15 protein-coding genes are annotated in these 17,272 nt (G+C 49.2%); 9 read left to right on the top strand and 6 right to left on the bottom strand.

Annotation, left to right across the window (positions count from 1 at the left end; translation table 11 throughout):
• Positions 1-161 precede the first annotated feature (161 nt).
• Positions 162-2,234 (top strand): serine/threonine protein kinase, encoded by a 2,073-nt coding sequence (locus EKK48_25025; GenBank protein RTL36996.1) that lies wholly within the window; start codon positions 162-164, stop codon positions 2,232-2,234.
• 88 nt (positions 2,235-2,322) lie between these two features.
• A complete protein-coding gene (locus tag EKK48_25020) occupies positions 2,323-3,393 on the top strand; it encodes a WD40 repeat domain-containing protein (protein RTL36995.1) in 1,071 nt (356 codons plus the stop codon).
• Positions 3,394-3,425: 32 nt separating this feature from the next.
• On the opposite strand, the gene rsgA is transcribed toward EKK48_25020, so the two are convergent.
• The 3 genes from rsgA to EKK48_25005 all read right to left on the bottom strand — a co-directional run bounded on the left by rsgA (position 3,426) and on the right by EKK48_25005 (position 6,299).
• Positions 3,426-4,442 (bottom strand): ribosome small subunit-dependent GTPase A, encoded by a 1,017-nt coding sequence (rsgA, locus tag EKK48_25015; GenBank protein RTL36994.1) that lies wholly within the window; start codon positions 4,440-4,442, stop codon positions 3,426-3,428.
• A 330-nt stretch (positions 4,443-4,772) separates the two neighbouring features.
• The gene (locus EKK48_25010) at positions 4,773-4,967 is read right to left on the bottom strand and encodes a hypothetical protein (GenBank protein RTL36993.1); all 195 of its coding nucleotides are present in this window, start codon (positions 4,965-4,967) and stop codon (positions 4,773-4,775) included.
• A gap of 153 nt (positions 4,968-5,120) precedes the next feature.
• Positions 5,121-6,299 carry a Fic family protein gene (locus EKK48_25005; protein ID RTL37020.1) on the bottom strand — a complete coding sequence of 393 codons (1,179 nt, stop codon included), beginning with the start codon at positions 6,297-6,299 and terminating at the stop codon, positions 5,121-5,123.
• A gap of 510 nt (positions 6,300-6,809) precedes the next feature.
• Between EKK48_25005 and erpA the strand changes: the two genes are divergently transcribed.
• The 3 genes from erpA (at position 6,810) to EKK48_24990 (ending at position 9,764) form a co-directional block, all read left to right on the top strand.
• Positions 6,810-7,160 carry an iron-sulfur cluster insertion protein ErpA gene (gene erpA, locus EKK48_25000; GenBank protein ID RTL36992.1) on the top strand — a complete coding sequence of 117 codons (351 nt, stop codon included), beginning with the start codon at positions 6,810-6,812 and terminating at the stop codon, positions 7,158-7,160.
• Positions 7,161-7,249: 89 nt separating this feature from the next.
• Positions 7,250-8,995: a tetratricopeptide repeat protein gene (locus tag EKK48_24995; protein ID RTL36991.1), complete on the top strand. Its 1,746-nt coding sequence runs from the start codon at positions 7,250-7,252 to the stop codon at positions 8,993-8,995.
• On the top strand, positions 8,985-9,764 hold the full coding sequence (locus EKK48_24990; GenBank protein RTL36990.1) for an ABC transporter permease: 780 nt from the start codon (positions 8,985-8,987) through the stop codon (positions 9,762-9,764). Before EKK48_24995 ends, EKK48_24990 begins: the two co-directional genes overlap by 11 nt.
• A 17-nt stretch (positions 9,765-9,781) precedes the next feature.
• Here EKK48_24990 and EKK48_24985 read toward each other — a convergent pair whose 3' ends face one another.
• Positions 9,782-10,675, bottom strand: coding sequence for a hypothetical protein (locus EKK48_24985; GenBank protein ID RTL36989.1), 894 nt, complete (start codon positions 10,673-10,675; stop codon positions 9,782-9,784).
• Between the two features lie 89 nt (positions 10,676-10,764).
• Here EKK48_24985 and EKK48_24980 point away from each other — a divergent pair, with 89 nt between their 5' ends.
• Complete coding sequence (locus tag EKK48_24980; protein ID RTL36988.1) at positions 10,765-12,216, top strand: hypothetical protein; 1,452 nt, start codon at positions 10,765-10,767, stop codon at positions 12,214-12,216.
• Positions 12,217-12,298: 82 nt separating this feature from the next.
• Here the strand turns inward: EKK48_24980 and EKK48_24975 are convergent, their stop codons facing one another.
• Positions 12,299-12,784, bottom strand: coding sequence for a protein-tyrosine-phosphatase (locus EKK48_24975; protein ID RTL36987.1), 486 nt, complete (start codon positions 12,782-12,784; stop codon positions 12,299-12,301).
• Positions 12,785-12,900: 116 nt separating this feature from the next.
• Here EKK48_24975 and EKK48_24970 point away from each other — a divergent pair, with 116 nt between their 5' ends.
• The 3 genes from EKK48_24970 to EKK48_24960 all read left to right on the top strand — a co-directional run bounded on the left by EKK48_24970 (position 12,901) and on the right by EKK48_24960 (position 16,489).
• On the top strand, positions 12,901-13,983 hold the full coding sequence (locus tag EKK48_24970) for a hypothetical protein (GenBank protein ID RTL36986.1): 1,083 nt from the start codon (positions 12,901-12,903) through the stop codon (positions 13,981-13,983).
• 118 nt (positions 13,984-14,101) lie between these two features.
• Positions 14,102-15,271 carry a hypothetical protein gene (locus tag EKK48_24965; GenBank protein ID RTL36985.1) on the top strand — a complete coding sequence of 390 codons (1,170 nt, stop codon included), beginning with the start codon at positions 14,102-14,104 and terminating at the stop codon, positions 15,269-15,271.
• A gap of 3 nt (positions 15,272-15,274) precedes the next feature.
• Entirely contained in the window at positions 15,275-16,489 is a 1,215-nt protein-coding gene (locus EKK48_24960; protein ID RTL36984.1) for an acyltransferase, read from the top strand.
• Here the strand turns inward: EKK48_24960 and EKK48_24955 are convergent.
• Positions 16,473-17,147 carry a hypothetical protein gene (locus tag EKK48_24955; GenBank protein RTL36983.1) on the bottom strand — a complete coding sequence of 225 codons (675 nt, stop codon included), beginning with the start codon at positions 17,145-17,147 and terminating at the stop codon, positions 16,473-16,475. The two genes, EKK48_24960 and EKK48_24955, sit on opposite strands and share 17 nt — an antisense overlap.
• Positions 17,148-17,272 lie beyond the last annotated feature (125 nt).

Genomic DNA, 17,272 nt, shown 5'->3' with positions numbered 1-17,272 from the left:
TACTTGTGATTTCATACACTTATTCACTTGTGTTTTTGAAATCTGTGTTGACTTTCGCGGATTTCGGGAATGAAATAATTGGTGTCTCGGTTAGCCATGACAAGACCACTGCTTGAACTGTGACAGAACAAGATTTAAAACAAGTGATCGATCGAGATGGAGTGAATAAACCATCAAGCTTAGCTGATGAGGGAACTCTCGATAGAGACAGCGCTGTTGCGCCCCTGTTCGACATCGGCTCGATTGTTCTGGAAAAATATCAAGTACTAAAATTGCTTGGCGTTGGCGGCATGGGTTCCGTCTATCAAGTTCGAAATTTGCATTCCCACGTCGAGTACGCACTCAAGTATTTAAACGGTCAGCACACTACTAACACAGTCTGGCGCCGCTTCCACAATGAGGTACGTGCCGCCGGTAAGCTGGATCATCCCAATCTGGTAAAAGTTCATGATTTCGGGCTTCTTCCTGATGGGCAGCCTTACTTCATTATGGATTTGGTGCACGGTGTTACTCTCGCTGATGAATTGAAGGCGAAAACGAGGCTGTCGCTGGAGCGAACGCTCAAGATCATGATCCAGGTTGCTTTTGCTATGGCGTATGCACATGATCATGGAGTTGTGCACCGCGACATTAAGCCTTCGAATATCATGATCACCAGTGACAAGGAGATTTTCGCCGGTAGCGTAAAACTTGTTGATTTCGGTATTGCCAAGTTGACTGGGCAAGACGGATACAATCAAATGACGCTCACACGTACTGGAGAAATTTTTGGCAGCCCACTTTATATGAGTCCTGAGCAGTGCGCCGGAATTGCTACCGACCATCGCTCCGATTTGTATTCGTTTGGTTGTGTAATGTATGAGGCGCTTACAGGCGCTCCGCCGATTTTAGGTGAAACTGCTCTTTCAACGATGAGCAAGCACCAGAGCGAACGACCAGTGCCTCTCAAGGAAGCGTCTCTAGGAATTACTTTTCCTGCAGTCAGTGAACTGATCATCGCGAAACTGTTGGAGAAGGATCCAGAGTCTCGATATCAGAACGCGCATGAATTGCTGGCTGACCTTGTCAGGCTGGAACAACATCTCGTCGCCGGTGCTTCTGCACCGAATGTGGTAGCGCGCGATGTGCAGAAACATGTTGTATCGCCACCGATCTCGGATTCTAAGTGGTATCAAGTTTCAATACCGATGGCGGCGCTGTTGATGCTGGTCGGATTTTCGACGGGACTGCTTACTGGGTTCGGCGTGCAGCCATTTACGCAGAAGGGGACTTCGATGGCACAAAGTTCGCCTTTCAGTAGTACTGGTGTCGTTGAACTGAAGAAGGCTGATACATTTGCCCAGCAGCCACACGAAACACTGTTCGACGAAAATATAAAGAGTTTCTCTCAAACAGGTGGGTTGAACAGACTGTTTGTTTTTCCCTCCGAATCAATCGGCCAAATCAGCATGGAAAATTCCCCAGTCGTTGATGCAAAAGTTGGCGAGCACTTTGAGAATTTCTTGCCGCTGAATTTTGTTGCCTCTCGATACCTTTACCAGCATCCGAAGTTTATTCTCAAGTTTCGACCAGACGAACTTTTTGCAGTGGTTTTGGGTGACTGCGATCAGAATTTGGATGAATTACTACAGGGATTGACCACCCAGAATTTCTTACAGAGTCTCAGACTGCCAAACAGTTCAGTTACTGAGTCAGCGCTTCCGATTATCGGTAAAATGAAAGCGTTGAAGAGGCTTGATTTGACAGGCTCGAGACTCAGCGGCTCTGCCCTGGCGAAAATGAAAAACTTGCTGAACTTGGAAAATCTTACACTGACTCAAGTCAGTGATGCGAAAACGCTTTTGCAGACGCTAAAGAGAACGCACAATTTAACGGTCTTTTCGTTAACGCATACTGTTCTTGATACGGAGGATCTGACCTTGATTTCGAAAATCAGGACAATAACCGACCTGGACTTGACTGGTGATAATGTGTTGAACGACCGAACCGTCAGGATTCTCGAGAACCTCCCGATGCTGCGTGGACTCGACATTGAAGGGTGCCAAATCACTCCTGCTTCGATTCCTGCGTACAAAAGAATGCATCGTTTGATCAAACTTCATATTACAGGTGATAGCTGGTCCGACAAGGAAAAACAACAATTGCAGTCAGAGCTGGGTCCAAAATGTGAGATTGACTGGCGCGGACCACTTTCAACTTTTAAGGAGATTGGTAAGGTCATTGCTGATCCGTAATTGTTCTAACTTTGCTTGTGCTTGGCAACATCATTTCCTTTGCGAGTGCGGTAAACTGCCCACGGTTGTGTAAGGAAGGATCTTAAAGTTGAACCGAATTTCTAGTGAGCTGTTAGTGGCTCTGGTCTCAGTCATTTTGTTGTCGTCGATGAGCCTTTGTAACCCTGCTGCGGCGGATGAAACGGTTTCAGTGCCCGTACCTGCAGATACCACGACTGCATCAACAACCACAATCACCAAAACGATTGAGAGTGGGTCGATGTCGGCCTCATCTAAACCGATGGAGCAGGTCAAAGAGATGGTCGGTCACATCGGCTGGATCAAGTCTTTGAATTTTTCCCCAGATGGTCAGCGCGCGGTATCAGGCAGTGAAGACAAATCTGCTCGTATCTGGGATTTATCTTCGGGCAAAGAACTTGCTAAATTAGAAGGCAATAACGGCATGATCGGGGCCGTCATATTTTCACCCGATGGTCGGTTCGTTGTCACCGGATGTGATGACTTTCAGGTGAAAATCTGGGACGCCGGTAGCGGTGCTCTGGTGCGGACATTAACAGGACACAAGAACAGCGTCAGATCTCTGGCAATATCGCCTGATGGTCAAAAATTGATGTCTGGAGATTTTGACGGCACTATTAAAACCTGGGATTTTGGCACCGGCACAATGAAGTCTTCAGCACTGGTTGCTCCCAGCGCTGTGCATGCTATTGCATTCTCACCGGACGGTCGCACTGCACTGGTCGGGTTGGAAGACCATTCATTACGCTTGATTGATGGTGAGAGTCTGGCACCGCTTGCGGTGCTGAACGGTCACACCGATACGGTGCTGAGTGCAGCATTCTCTCCTGACGGAAAGAATGCTGCGACAGGTGGCGCAGATACGCGGGTGATTATTTGGGACATGGTCGGCAAAACTCCAATAACGAAACTGATGGGGCACTCTGACTGGGTCTGTGATGTCGCCTATACCTCCGACGGCAGGAGCATTATGTCTGGCAGCCTTGATAAGACTGCCGGACGTTGGAATGCTTCTACCGGTCAAATGGACTGCAAGTACACCGGACTTACAGCAGGGTGGGCGTTTGCTTTTTCTGCTGATGGCTCGCAGTTGCTTTCAGGCAGTGACAGCAAGAGTGTCGTCCTATATCGACTGCCATAAGTTCCGAAAGCTGCGATAATGGTTCAACATGGTCACCAGCGATCTTTTTCCCGACGTCGATTTTCCTTGTGAATCGCTTTCCACTTTTCGCGCTCGATAACAGCTGCTCTGCGGTCAGTCTTGCGCGCTTCAAATGCTGCCTCTCGCTCCAGTTTTCTCCAGCTTTCCAATCGCGCGTCATCCACAACATCTAGCACCGCGCAGTCAGGTTCACCCTCGTGTCTGCAATCGCTGAATTTGCACGACTGCGCAATAGTCGTGATCTCTTCAAACACATCGGAGACTCCTTGAGTTGCTTCAGCGAGCGTGAACTCCCTCATGCCAGGGGTGTCGATAATGGCGGTGCCATCTTTTCGATGCAGCAATAATCTTCGTGTCGTTGTGTGTCGACCTCGACCATCTGTTTGTCTTATTTCACCAACTTCCATAATGGAGGCTTCGAGCAGTGAATTAATCAGTGTCGATTTACCGACACCGCTCGATCCGACAAACGCGATAGTTTTTTCCGGTCCGCAGAACGGCTGCAATTCGGCATATCCCCGACCGTCTAGTGCACTCAACGCGATGATCGGAACATCTGCGAGAATTTCTCGAACGGATTCAATGAAAAGATCGGGTTCTTCAACGAGGTCGATCTTGGTCAGGGCGATGGCAAATGGAACTTCGAATGCACAGGCTGATGCGACATATCGCTCCAGTCGGCGGATATTGAAGTCTCTATTTACAGCCACAGTCACGAATAGCGTATCAATGTTTGCTGCGATTGGCTGCATATAGTGACTACCGTCTTTTGCTCTTCTGGCAAAGAGATTTTTTCGTGGCAGAACAGAGTCGATTATAGATACGTTTCCAGTTTGCACAAATGATACGTAATCTCCAACAACTGGAAATTCTCGCGGATCTTGTGTCTGGTAGCGCATTACACCTGAAATCTGTGCGTGGAACTGTTCATTTTGTGTCTCAACTAAATAGAGGCTGCGGTCATTAGACACAATGCGGCCGCACACCTTCGGCGCTCTAACGAGCGCTGAAAACGATGATGGAATCATGGTTTGTGTAATCCTATCGAAAACGTGTGTGAATACGAATTCAAGGACGCAAACGCACTTGCGGCACAACGATGTTCTAAATAAAGAAAATCTCTATCTTATATTGAAATAGAGGGGCGTCGGCGCAAAGCTGCATGGCGTCCGGTTTCTACAATGACAATGTTCATAAGCCCCTCCTTTTAGTCGGTTCAATTGACGATATGTTTTTGATGATATCTGACATTAGTACTCACGTCAAGTATTTCGCAATCACTAAATTGACGTGTTTCTTAACTGCACCAGATATAGTGCCACCGTTATCCTGTACCAAAATGCATACTAAGATGCTGATTACAGCTGCGCCTTTTGAATTGTTCCGAGCGTTGATTCTAAAGTCCCCTGCACAATTTCGTAATCATCTTTGCTGTTGAACATGATCACTGTGTGTTCAGTATCTTGAAACATTGATTTGATTGCTCGTATGCGGTCGATATTTATCAGAATAATTGCGCCGCTACGATCTACAAACGAGGCAAATTTAGTCATCTTTTTTCCCTGTTGTGTTGGAGTCGTCAATTCGGTTCATGCTATAGGCTATTTGCTTGAAAGACAAGGAAGTCTCAATGCTGCTAGGAGTGTGCCCCTTCTGACGTCTGCCTCTCAGCGAGAAAGACTCACAAACGTTTCTTGACGGTCCGTTTATAACGGGTGTTGTCGTTCTTGCGGGAACAATCCCGGCATCCACCTGGGAGCCAGCTCCGAAGGGAACGCTAGCCGAAGCGGACCACGTTCTGATGGAGAACTAAGAATTCCCCGAGCGAGAAGTGGCGTGATAATCATTCTTCGAGTGTGGCGGTCGCCAAGTTCAACAATTCCTGGCACTTCACCTCGCTGTAATTCGCCTCTGAATAAAAGAGATTCGATGACTTTTCTCACACCGACGTGCATTTTTCCTAACCGAATCTCCTCTTCTGCCCATAACAGAATGCGTGTTCTTAAGGAGTTGGGTTCAACCAAACCCTCCATGAAGCGTACCTGGTCCAGGCAAACTTCGAGAAAAAATTTGGTGAATAATGCGAGACGATGCTCGCTCAAATTCCCCCTTCCATCTAAGTCGCCTTGTCTCGGAGCATCGCAAGCCATGAGGTGCTCTTTGTAGGCTTTCTCGTTTCTAGCAAGACCTCTAGCTATCGACCAAACTCCCCCAGTTTCCAGGATTGATAGCATTTGTGCGTACGACATTAGTCTCGCAACGCGTCCGTTCCCGTCAAGGAATGGATGAATCCACAGCAGTCTGTGGTGGGCTGCAGCAGTCGCTAAGAGTGTTTCTGTTTTGCCGAGCCCGCTATAGACCTCCTCAAAACGGCGCAGAAACCGTGGCACAGCCGCTGGGCTGATTGCGATATGTTGTCCTACTTTCACATCTCTATCACGTAGTGTGCCGGGTGAAACCACTGCTTCATCGCCTGTTTGGAGGTCTTTTACTATCAGTAGTTCTGGTGGTAGCAAGTCGCAAAAGCGCCTGTGTATTTCCAGCAATCCAGCAGCGGTGGTAACGGCTTCTTTTCTTAGTCCACCGCTATCTATCCAAGCTTGTACTTCAATGTGTGCGTTGGCTTCTAACTGGAGATTACGTTTGATCGCGTCCTGACTATAATCACCTTTTCTCGCCCGTTCTATATCGACTGGATGAGTGACGTGTCCCTCTATAAGGTTGCTGTAGTAGCAGTTCATGGTCCGAACGAGAATTGCCAGGGCTTCAAGTATCCCTGGCGGCAAACCAGCCCGCAGCGCGGCGGACTTTTGAGCTAATTCTAGGGACAGGTCGGTCAACTCAGAACGATATTTTGATTCGCCCGAGAGCAGTAATGGTTCCATTGAACTTGTGTGCTCTGCTCTGTCCATTTTTAAAGTCCGCTAAAAGTCCGGTATAAAGTCCGCTAAATTTGGCATTATCCTATCACAGTACTATTGATTGTCTTACCCAAATAATAGCGCATTCTGCGAATGGGCTGATAATGTTCATACCCGCCGAATGTCCGCTCTAAAGTCCGCTAAAAAGTCCGGTATAAAATCCCTCTTTTTGTGCTTGTCGCTTATTCCCACCTGGCTTTATCCCACTTCGATTCATGCAAAGCTGCCACCGCGCACGATACCGCCCTAGCAGGATCTGTAAGCCTCGTTCGCGAGGAAGCGGCGTTCCGGGCTTCTTTCGATGGTCATGTCTGTCTGCAGGGTCTCAAGATAGGTTTAGCTTCGGCCAAATGCATTTTGGAAAGAAATAGTTACTTCCTGGTACCCAGGCGTTGTCATATGTTAAATTAACAGTGTCAAGAGTCTATAAATGTCCTCCAACAGCTATAGACCAACTTTCATGAGGATTCAGTAATGTCTGAAACTACAACAGCAACGGCGCCAGCGCTCGTCAATATCACGGAGCCGGCTGCAGAAGAAGTGAAAAAATTGCTTGCGGAAGAGCCAGGCAAAACCGGTCTTCGCCTCGAAATTCGCGGTGGCGGCTGCTCCGGAATGTCATACGGCTTGAGCTTCGATAACGCTCAAGAGAAAGACAACGTTGTAGAAGCACATGGCATCAAGGTCTTTGTTGACCCCAAGAGCTCCATTTACCTGAAGGGCACTACGCTTGATTTCCAGAACGGACTGGAAGGAAAGGGTTTTGTCATCAAGAACCCACAAGCCAAGAGTTCATGTGGCTGCGGCAGCTCATTCTCGGTCTAAACAATCACCCTGGCTGGCATTATCGCTGCCCTGACTCCGGTTGGGGCAGTTTTTTCTTATATTGATAGCGAAGCAGTAGAATATTAGCCATGTTGCAAACATCTATCGAATTGTCTCTTCAAACGTTGAGAGAGGTTGGAGCTTACGGTCGCCTGGAAGGGCTCGGCCTGCTGGCTGTGCATGGACCTGATGCGACCCGTTTTCTGCAGTCTCAGACGACCAACGATGTCGCCAAATTGCCGGAATTGAGTTCGCAGCTTTCCTGTATTTTGGATCGAAAAGCCCATGTCAAAGCCTTCTTTCAGCTATATCGAAAGCACAAGTCATACCGCATTCTGGCTGAAAAGGAACAGATCGAGAAAATCCTCTTTCACCTCGACACGTACAGGTTTGCGGATAAAGTGGACTTCGTTGAAGAGAGCAGTCATTTTGTTTTCTTTGCTATACAGGGTCCTCTAGCTCTTCAATGCCTGGCTGAAGGGCTTCAATCGCAGTCTCAGGTCGAGTTTCTCGAGAACGACGTTTGCGATACAAAGTTATTCCATCATCATGCTTTGATTTTGCGCCGATCATTGTGCGGAGAAGATGGCTTTATTGTTTGCGTCTCTCACGATGATGCCCCTAAAGTTATCGACGAATTGGAGTCGATTTGCCGCCGGCATGCGCTTGTTGAGCTGAGCCCTGAATTGATAGAAACAGCGCGCATCGAGTCTGGCATGCCGATTTACGGTGTGGATTTTTCTGAACTGAATTTTCTTCCTGAAGCCGGCTTGGAAGAAAAAACGGTCAGCTACACCAAAGGCTGTTTTCTTGGCCAGGAAGTGTTAGCGCGGGTGAAGAGCCAGGGCGCACCAACTCGGGGGCTGGTTGGTTTGCTCCTTGGTGGTGGCGTGCGTACCGAATTTCCAATGGATAGCAAAGTCAGCACCGATGGTGGTGACGTCGCCTGGATTAAGAGCAATTGTTATTCACCCACACTGAAAACGACTATCGCTCTTGCCTTTGTGAAGCGCGACTATCGTGTGCCTGATAAGACTTTTGACGCGCATATAAACGGCGAGCAGTATAAGGTCACTATTAAGATTCTGCCCTTCATAAAGAGCCGCAGTCCTCACGAACGTGCTCGAGACTGCTATGAGCGAGCGTTGAGTCTCTATACAAAAGAAGCGGATGACGCAACCGCGTCGGAAGCTGTTGACCTGCTGCGAGAGGCGTTGCAACTCGATCCGAAGCTCGAAGATGCGTATGAAGCTCTGGGCGTCATTTTGCATAAACGTGGACAGATTGATGAAGCGATCGCGCTTATGAAAACCCTGGTCGAGTTGAATGCCGATTCAGTCATGGCGCATACGAATTTGTCCGTGTTCTATGTCGAGAAAGGATTGAAGGAAGAAGCGGAGGAAGAGAAGGCGATTTCACTGGGCATTCGAATGCGTGAAGCGGCATTGCAAGCTACTCAAGCCAAGAAGGATGAGGAAGAGAAAAAGCGGCGCATAGAGGAAGCTACTCAGCGACTCGACATGTTTAAACAGGTCCTGGAAATCGATGGCGAGGACTTGTTGGCGAACTACGGCATTGGCAGTTGTCTGGTTGCTCTGGAAAAATTTGAGGAAGCGGTTCCTTTTCTGAAGAAAGCGCTGGAAATCAAGTCGACTCATACGGTTGCCTATGTTGCTCTGGCGGAGGCCTATGAGGGACTTGGTCAGAACGATGATGCTATTGAGACATACAAGCAGGGAATTGAAGTCGCATCAAAGCGCGGTGACATGAGCCCGATGAATGATATGCAACGTCGACTGCTGGCTCTTACTGCCAGAATGAAACATGCTAAATAAGCCAAGATGGTTGAGTATAGTCGCCTGTCTCATCTACGGCTTTCTCTACATACCAATCATCGTCTTGATTCTGTTTAGTTTCGAAGATTCTCGCATGGCTGTTCATTGGACAGGCTTTACGACAAAGTGGTATTCCAAATTGGCGTCTGACGAAACACTGCTTTCTGCGCTGGTCAATAGCATCATCGTCGCCCTTTCTGCTGTCACCGTCAGCGGTATCATGGGAACAATGGCGGCAGTTGGTCTCTCGCGCCAGCACTTCGCCGGTAAAGGCGCATTTCGTGGGTTGCTCATGTTGCCCATTCTTATTCCTGAGATCGCGATGGCTGTAGCTGCTCTGATCTTGTTTGTGGCTCTTGGGGTGAATCTGAGCCTGTCAACAATTATCGTTTCCCACATAGTGTTTTGCGTGGCTTATGTCACCCTTACCGTTATGGGACGCCTGGAAGGAATGGACAAAAGACTGGAAGAGGCGGCGCAGGACCTTGGCGCATCGCCCGTGATGGCATTTTTTAGAGTCACGTTACCACTTTTGATGCCTGGTATTATCGCTGGTTGTTTGCTCGCTTTCGTACTTTCGCTCGATGATTTTGTCATCACTCAGTTTACGGCCGGCGTCGGCAGCACGACCTTGCCTTTGAGAATCTACAGTCTTGTGAAATTTGGTGTCAGTCCTGAAATCAATGCTCTGTCTACGTTGATGATTGTGGCGACCGTAGCTATTACTCTACTTGCCGAAGCTATTCGGCGGAAAGAGCTGCACACCTGAGTTTCGCCGGTAACTTGCTAGCGGTTGACAACGACTTGATGACGGGCTGCGGCGTGCGTCCTCATCGGATAAAGACCACCGGTCTGAGCTGCTGGTGAATATGTTGGAGTCGCTTGCGGATACCCGCCCCTTGCCTGAGGGTAGGTAGACATTGGCTGCAACTGCATTTGCCCTTGCATAGGTAGTTGCATTTGCGCTTGCATCGGTGGCTGCATTTGCGCTTGCATTGGCGTATAGCCTTGTCCAGGGGCTTGTTGCGTGTACGGAGAATACACTTGCGGCACGGATGTGCCAATCGGTAACGGAGCGCCAGTTTGCGAGGTAACTGCGGCCTGACCCGTGGACTGTAAAGGGGATTGCGGTTGTGAATAAGGCTGAGTCTGGGCGGTCGGTTGATTCTGGTTCGGCGCACCAAATCCACCATTTTGCCAGCCTGCATTGCCGCTCGGCACTCCAAAAGAGGTTGTCGGATAGGTAGGGGACAAACCGTTGTTCATTTGTTGTGCGGCCAGAGCTTTCTGCGCCACTTCACTGTTTCCAGTTTGCTTTACGTTGTCGCTGTGATGGACAAATCTGATGACGAGAAGCCAGAAAAGACCGAGGCTGAAAATGCTTGCGGTGACCAGGAATTGAGTTCTGTTCGCCCTGATAAAACCTTTACTGAATGACTCCGGTTTCATAGCCGCTTGCCAGTCTGGACTTCCAGGAACGGCGGTTACGCCCGCTGCTCTCGCAGCCTCCAACTCTGACAACTTTCGGCGGGTGTGGGCTTTCAGTTTGCCGAGCAAACTATTCTCGTTGTCTAATCCCAACTTCGCCTTGATGCTGTTAACATGACCCTGCATCGTCTCTGACGCCTGACCGTGCATTGCATCGCCGGTTGATGTGTTGGAACCTGATTCGCCTGACATGAAGATCTCCTCTTCCTTCACTATACTATCCCTCGCCCCCGGCTCCTGGGGGGAATCAGTGGGAATTGCACGCACAGGAATTAATCAAATTGGCAAGCAAATCCAAAGCTAACCCCGTCGCAGTTTTAGTTTTGTTGCTCTTATTGTTTGGAGTGGTTGGGTGGGTTGCCAGTCAGCGTACCGATTACAAGAGAGTTGCAGCTGGTGATTTTGTCGCTAAGCCCTACCTTCAACTTGGTTCAAAGGGTGGTTTAGCCCTTGTCTGGCAGGTTGCCGGACAGCAAGAGGATGACTGGAAGCTTGAAGTGAAAGACGGAACGAGTTGGATTCCAGGTCCGCAAGTGGAACATCGACTTTTGACAGTCGATTCAATTGAACCAATTCAATTGAATTATGTCGATGTCACCGAATTTGGTACTAAGTCATTCGACTACCGTCTGACCAAGAGTGGAAAAGAAGTCTTCTCTGCTCACGCGATTGAAAGAGCAGAGGATAAGGAGCACTACAAGTTTGCAGTCATGGGAGACTGTGGTGCCGATACGGTCGCTCAGAGGAAAGTAGCCTATCAATTGAGCCGCGCCAAACCCAATTTCATTCTCATCACAGGCGACATAGTTTATACGGATGGACGGGCCAGCGAATACATGCACCACTTTTTTCCGGTGTACAACAATGACCATTCGGCACCTGAGGAGGGCGCACCATTGATGCGTTCTACACTGATGGCCGCGGTGCCTGGCAATCATGATATTGCTAAGGCATCTTTCTTCGATGTTCGTGATTTGTCTGTGTTTCCCGACTCACTGGCTTATTTTTACGAGTGGATGCAGCCCTTGAACGGACCCGGTAAACTCGGTCAGCCCAATACTCCTTTGCTGTTGCATAATGAGGAACGGCAAGAGCGGTTCAAGGCGGCGGCAGGCGCGAATTATCCTGTCATGACGACATTTTATTTTGATCTCGGCAATGCGCGCTTTGTTATGTTGGATGCAGACCATTACATGGACTGGTCGAATAAAGAGTGGCGAAAATGGCTAGACGATGCTCTTTCTGGTGGCAAAGATAAGACGTGGCGTTTTGTTCTTTATCATCAGACGGCATTCAACTCTGACCGCACCCACTATTCAGAGCAGCGCATGCGGCTAATTTCAGATATCTTAGAGAAACACGATGTGCGTATGGTTTTTTGTGGTCATGTTCATAACTATCAGCGCACTTTTCCGCTGCACTTCAAGCCCGGTATCATGGATTCTAAGGGACTTGTTAATGGTGAGACGGAGTTCGCCGCTGGGGGTAAACCTGCTCACGCCGGAGAGATCGTTTATATAACCACAGGCGGTGGCGGTGCCGCTCTCAGTGGTGGTCAGATTGCGACGACACCCGATAAATGGCAGCCATTTACTGATAAATTTATCGCTCGCACCCATTCTTTCAGTTTGGTTGATGTGGACGGCGATAAGTTAACCTTCAAGCAAATTTCTGAAGACGGCGAGGAACTAGATAAATTCTCGCTTTCTGCGGCGCCATATAAAATTCACTAGACCCGAATGCGATTTCTTTGTAGATTGCTCCGTCCACTGACAGCTGACGCTAGTTGATGGCGCCGTCTCTGAAAGCTGATTGCTAATTGATTGCGCCATCTTCTTTGGCTTGGCGTGCGTATTTCCAGAGCATCCATTTGAAATTGCGAATTCTGAAACGATGAAAACCGTGCTGTTTCATCTCAGCATAAGCTCTTTCGACCGGCCAGTTTTCTTTCGCCATACGATAAATGGCGATCAAAAGTCCCGTCCTATCGGCTCCATGCAAGCAATGTACAAATATTGGTCGGCTGGCTTCATGGTCCACTAGCGCCAGAAATTCATCAATTATTTGCTGAGTTGGCAGATTCCAATAGTTGAGCCTGATGCTGAGAAAGCGCATTCCTGCGGCTTCGACATATGCTCGTTCCGTTTCTATGGTTCTCTTGCCCCAGCGAAGAGAAATGACGGTACGCACGCCCATCTCTGACAGGGCTTTGATGCCATCAGAGCCAGGCTGGCCGCCTCTATACAGCCATTCCGTGACTTTATGGAAGTTTCTAATGGGCACTTCGGACGAGTCTTTCACATTAAATCCAGAAGAAACGAAAGCCCCAAGAACTCTAGATTACCTCATGGAACTGCTGCGCGGAACATTCTTGACTGAGCCGATGTCATCTCTACAGCAAAAATGAGGTGTGGCTGATGACCGAACTTAAGCAGGCACTGGTGATTTACAATCCGGCTTCCGGCACAGTTGGCGACCTCGACAGGCGTCTTGGTGCGATTGTTAGAAGATTGCATGAAGACAAGAATTACATGGTCACTGTGCGGGCAACAACGCCAGGCATCACCCCCGAGGAGCTGCTCGCTTCTGACATGGGGGAGTTCGACCTGGTCATAGCGTGTGGAGGCGACGGCACTGTAGGTGTCGTGTTGGGGGCGGTAGCTCAGCTGCACAGCAAGGCTAGAGTCGGCATTGTTCCTTTCGGAACGGGCAACCTGCTTGCTCACAACCTTGGTATTTATCCTCGTGGACTTAAGGGCGATGTGCTCTATCCGGCGCTGGAAACTATCCTGAATGGTCAGGTGATTTCGATGGACCTCGGTAAGCTCAATGACCACTGGTTTACCGTCGATGCAGGTACGGGACCGATCGCCAATGCGCTGACAGTGCCCCGTCAGCGTCACAAGCGCTTCTGGCGGCTTTTTGTCTATGTGTTGCCTTTGCTCAAGAGTATGGCGCGCGGACCGCGTGCATTCAAGATCTCTATAGATGGAGCGGAGCCTGAGGTGATGCCTGCCTCCGGTGTCTTCATTACTACTATTGGCGAAATGGGTATCGGTAATGATTTTGACTACAGCCAGTTGAACAACGGCACGCTCGACTTGATTGTTATGAATCCGAAGTCGATTCGGGACTATTGGCGCACTACCTGGCGTTTTGCCGCCTGGAATATTTTTGGAATTCTGCCACCTGGCGAGCCACCCTATCTCGTGCGAAAAATCAAATCTGTAGATATTGATGTATTAGCCGCTTCTCACCTGAAGTTTCCGGTGCACCATTGGGCTCGCCGAATCAAAAATTTTCTCATGCTAAAGCCCGATTTTTCGCCTGCACTGACGGATCACGCAACTGCCATGGTGGACGGCGACCGCTGCGGCAGTACGCCGATGCATGTTGAAATAGTACCGGATGCGGTGCGTTTGATCGTTCCAAAGTCTGATAGCAGTGCATCTGCATCTGATTTGCAACGATTAGATAAAGTCGTGAGACAAGCAGCCTAGTTTGGGAATTTACTTCTCAACAACTGTGTTAAAATGCCAATTCAGCAGATTGTATTGGTATAGAACTCTGAAGAAATATTTACCGTATTTAACTCTTTTGCTTCTCTGGGTGTGTGGATTGTCTGCCCAGGCAGCCGAATCGATGAAAGACATTCCTTACGTAGCTAAAGGAACCGTCCATCAGAAGCTCGATATATTTGTGCCACCTAATGTAGTGTCGCCGCCTTTGATCCTCTACATCCACGGGGGAGGATGGCTGACCGGTGACAAATCGGATGTGCCACCATTTTTCATGCAAACAGGCTATGCGATCGCCACGATCAACATGCGTCCTACTTCGGTGGCCAGGTGGCCGGCGCAGTGGGATGATTGCGTCAGCGCCCTCACTTTTCTGAGAGAAAATGCAGCCAAGTACGGATATTCGGCCGATAATATTATCGTCTGTGGTATCTCATCTGGTGCTCACCTGGCCGCGCTGATGTCTACCAAGGATTATCCAGGCAAAGAAGCTGTCAAATGTGTGATTGATGTGAGTGGTCCTGTTAACCTTCTCTCTATCGTTGCACACGTCAATCATGCATCGCCTGGACAGGTCGTTTTCGCCAGTCCGAAAGGGCAGATAGCAGCATTGATTGGTGGTCCACCTTTGAAAAATCAATCGGCGGCATTGAACGCAAGTGCTGTTACTTACGCCAACGAACATTCGAAACCTGTGCTAATTATTCACGGCGGTGTGGACGAGATCATCCCGTATGAGCAAGCAAACGAGTTTCACAGACGGCTTGACGCAAAGGGCGTGAAGAATGACCTTGTTATTTTGCCCACGGCTGCTCACAACATGCCTGCTCAGATGTGGGCTCCTGCTTTCCAGCTGTTCGTCAGCCGCTATGTGCCTCCGCCGAAGCGGATAAACGTGGCACAGAAAGTCGTGGCGCCTCCCAGACCGGTGCAACCTCCGCCACCACCTCCATCGAGCCCGTGGTTGCCGCACACGTTGCAGAATCAAAATGTGACTCCGTCCGCTGATCCTGCCAGACCGCAGCCGGGACCAGGTGTACAGGGGCAGCAGCCAGCTGGAGTGCCGCAGTCACAACCGCCTTCGCAGGTCTCGCCCGGTTCGCAGGCCCAGCCCGCCGGGCCAGGGCAACCACAGACGAACAACGCCGGGCAGTCTCCGAACCATGCCAGGAGTCAAAGCCAGTCCAGTGCTCAAAACCAGCCAGAGACTGGTTTTCGTGCTCGCCACCAGCAGCGTCTCCAGCAGCTTCAACAACAGCGGGTCCAGTAGGCAGTGCCAGCTTCGAAGATCTGGTGGACCGAGCTAGACGGTTTACGCGCGCTCGCCTTCTTTCTGGTCTTCTACAGTCACACGACCGGGCTATTTTTGAGGCAGAGTCCCGGGCATAACGCTGTTCTCAATTTCCTGTCTGCATTTGATCAGAAGCTCTTGCAGTGGGGGTGGACTGGCGTCGATCTGTTTTTCGTTATGAGCGCTTTTCTTATCACGTCACTATTATTGAGTGAGCGAAAACGCTGTGATAGTGTCAGTTTGAAGAATTTTCTGACCAGGCGCGTTTTGCGCATCTGGCCGCTCTATATCACTTATCTGACTCTGGCCTATTTTGTCATCTATCCGTTAGTTACCGCGTTGCAAGTGAAGGTCGGAATTCCGCTCAGCCATGAGCAATTGACGACCAGCGGCGATTTTTGGCTGGCATTTTTTGTCTTTCTTGGAAATTACGCAATCATGTTTCACGGCGAGCTGGTCGGCATAATCAATCCCCTCTGGAGTCTGTGCATAGAAGAGCAGTTCTACCTGCTCTGGGGCAGTTTGATGTCGTTTTTCAAAAGCACTCGCGTCCTCGTCGCATTGCTCGTGGTGGCACTAATAGCTGGTGTCATAATTAGAGCTTCAATGTTCTCTTTCTTTCCCAAGAATTATTTTGCCATCTACATGAACGGACCGGCGAGAATGGATTCAATTTTGGGTGGCTGCCTGGCTGCGTTTTTCTGGCAGTCGCATAGCAAGTGGTTGCAGAATAATCGTGTCGTGCAAATTGGATTGTTTTGTATTTCGCTGCTTTCCATTTTATCAGTGTTGGCTTTCGCACCTAGAATGGAGAGCTGTGACATCTCCTTGATTTGGGTATTCAGTGTGATTGCTGTGGCCTGGACTTCGCTTTTACTTTCTACTCTGTCGTTTGCGCCGGTGCAGAAGTTCTTCCGTGCACCGCTGCTAGTGCACATTGGCAAACTTACTTACGGTATGTACATTTTTCACGTCGCATCAATACTCTCGTCGATAATGATCTGCCGACTTGTGTTCCATATACAGTCGAGAGTATCGTATGTGGCGGCGTGCTGGGTTATGGGGCTTTCAATCACATACGTGCTTGCCAGACTCTCCTGGCGCTATTTGGAAAGTCCGTTTCTTCGGTTGAAGGAAAAGTTCAATCAGCCTGTCAGAGCTGATTCAAAAGAAGTTGCGGTTACGGTTTCTTCTTAGGTGGTGGCGGGTGTTTGAAGCTGTAATCGAGCAATTCAGTGACTGAACCGACGGGGCCTGACTGAGTTGCTGATTTGACCAGACCTATCCAGTTGGCAAACCAGTAAGTTTTGGTCACGTCGCTGCCACCCTGTTTCACCTTGGTGACAACTTTCATGCAGTTATATTTCCCTGCCGGTACGTAAATTTCTTCCGGTCCCGAGACTGTTGCATTGTCTTCAATGTTCACGCCCATCATGCCTTTTCCCGTCCAGGTCCAGGTGTCGCCATTGACGAGTGGGTTTTTAGTCCATTGATAAAGCGGATCATAATCCACAACCATTTTTTCGTTATCGCCATACTGTTCCTTATGGCGCATCACCCAGCCCTGCTGTTTTGAGTACCAGTCATGGATCGCTGTTGGAGTGGTCGTATCAACACGATAGATGACGATTTTGTCGGGATCGTTTTCGCGCACTTCTGCGCTGATTACTTTCGTGTCGAATTTCGTGACCTTGCCTTCACCGGTAGTTGACTGATATTTCCACCAGTCATTGACACGAAGTGGAAAGTAATCTGGCGGTGGCGGCTTCTTTGGAGGTGCTTTATCTGCGGCTCCGACAGCTACATGAGCAGAGGCAGTCAAGACAAGTATTGTCGCAATCAGTTTCTTTAACACGTGTTACTCCTGAGTCCCGCGCTTTCACGCAGCTTCTGAGCCCTGAACCATGACGTGGTTTTCAATAACCAACGGCTTCCGTCTGGCAATGATACCGTATCAGTCCGCTTCATTCTTGAGCCGTT

This window comes from Candidatus Melainabacteria bacterium (assembly GCA_003963305.1).
Lineage (GTDB): Bacteria > Cyanobacteriota > Vampirovibrionia > Obscuribacterales > Obscuribacteraceae > PALSA-1081.
This window is presented reverse-complemented; position numbering and strand designations above follow the sequence as displayed.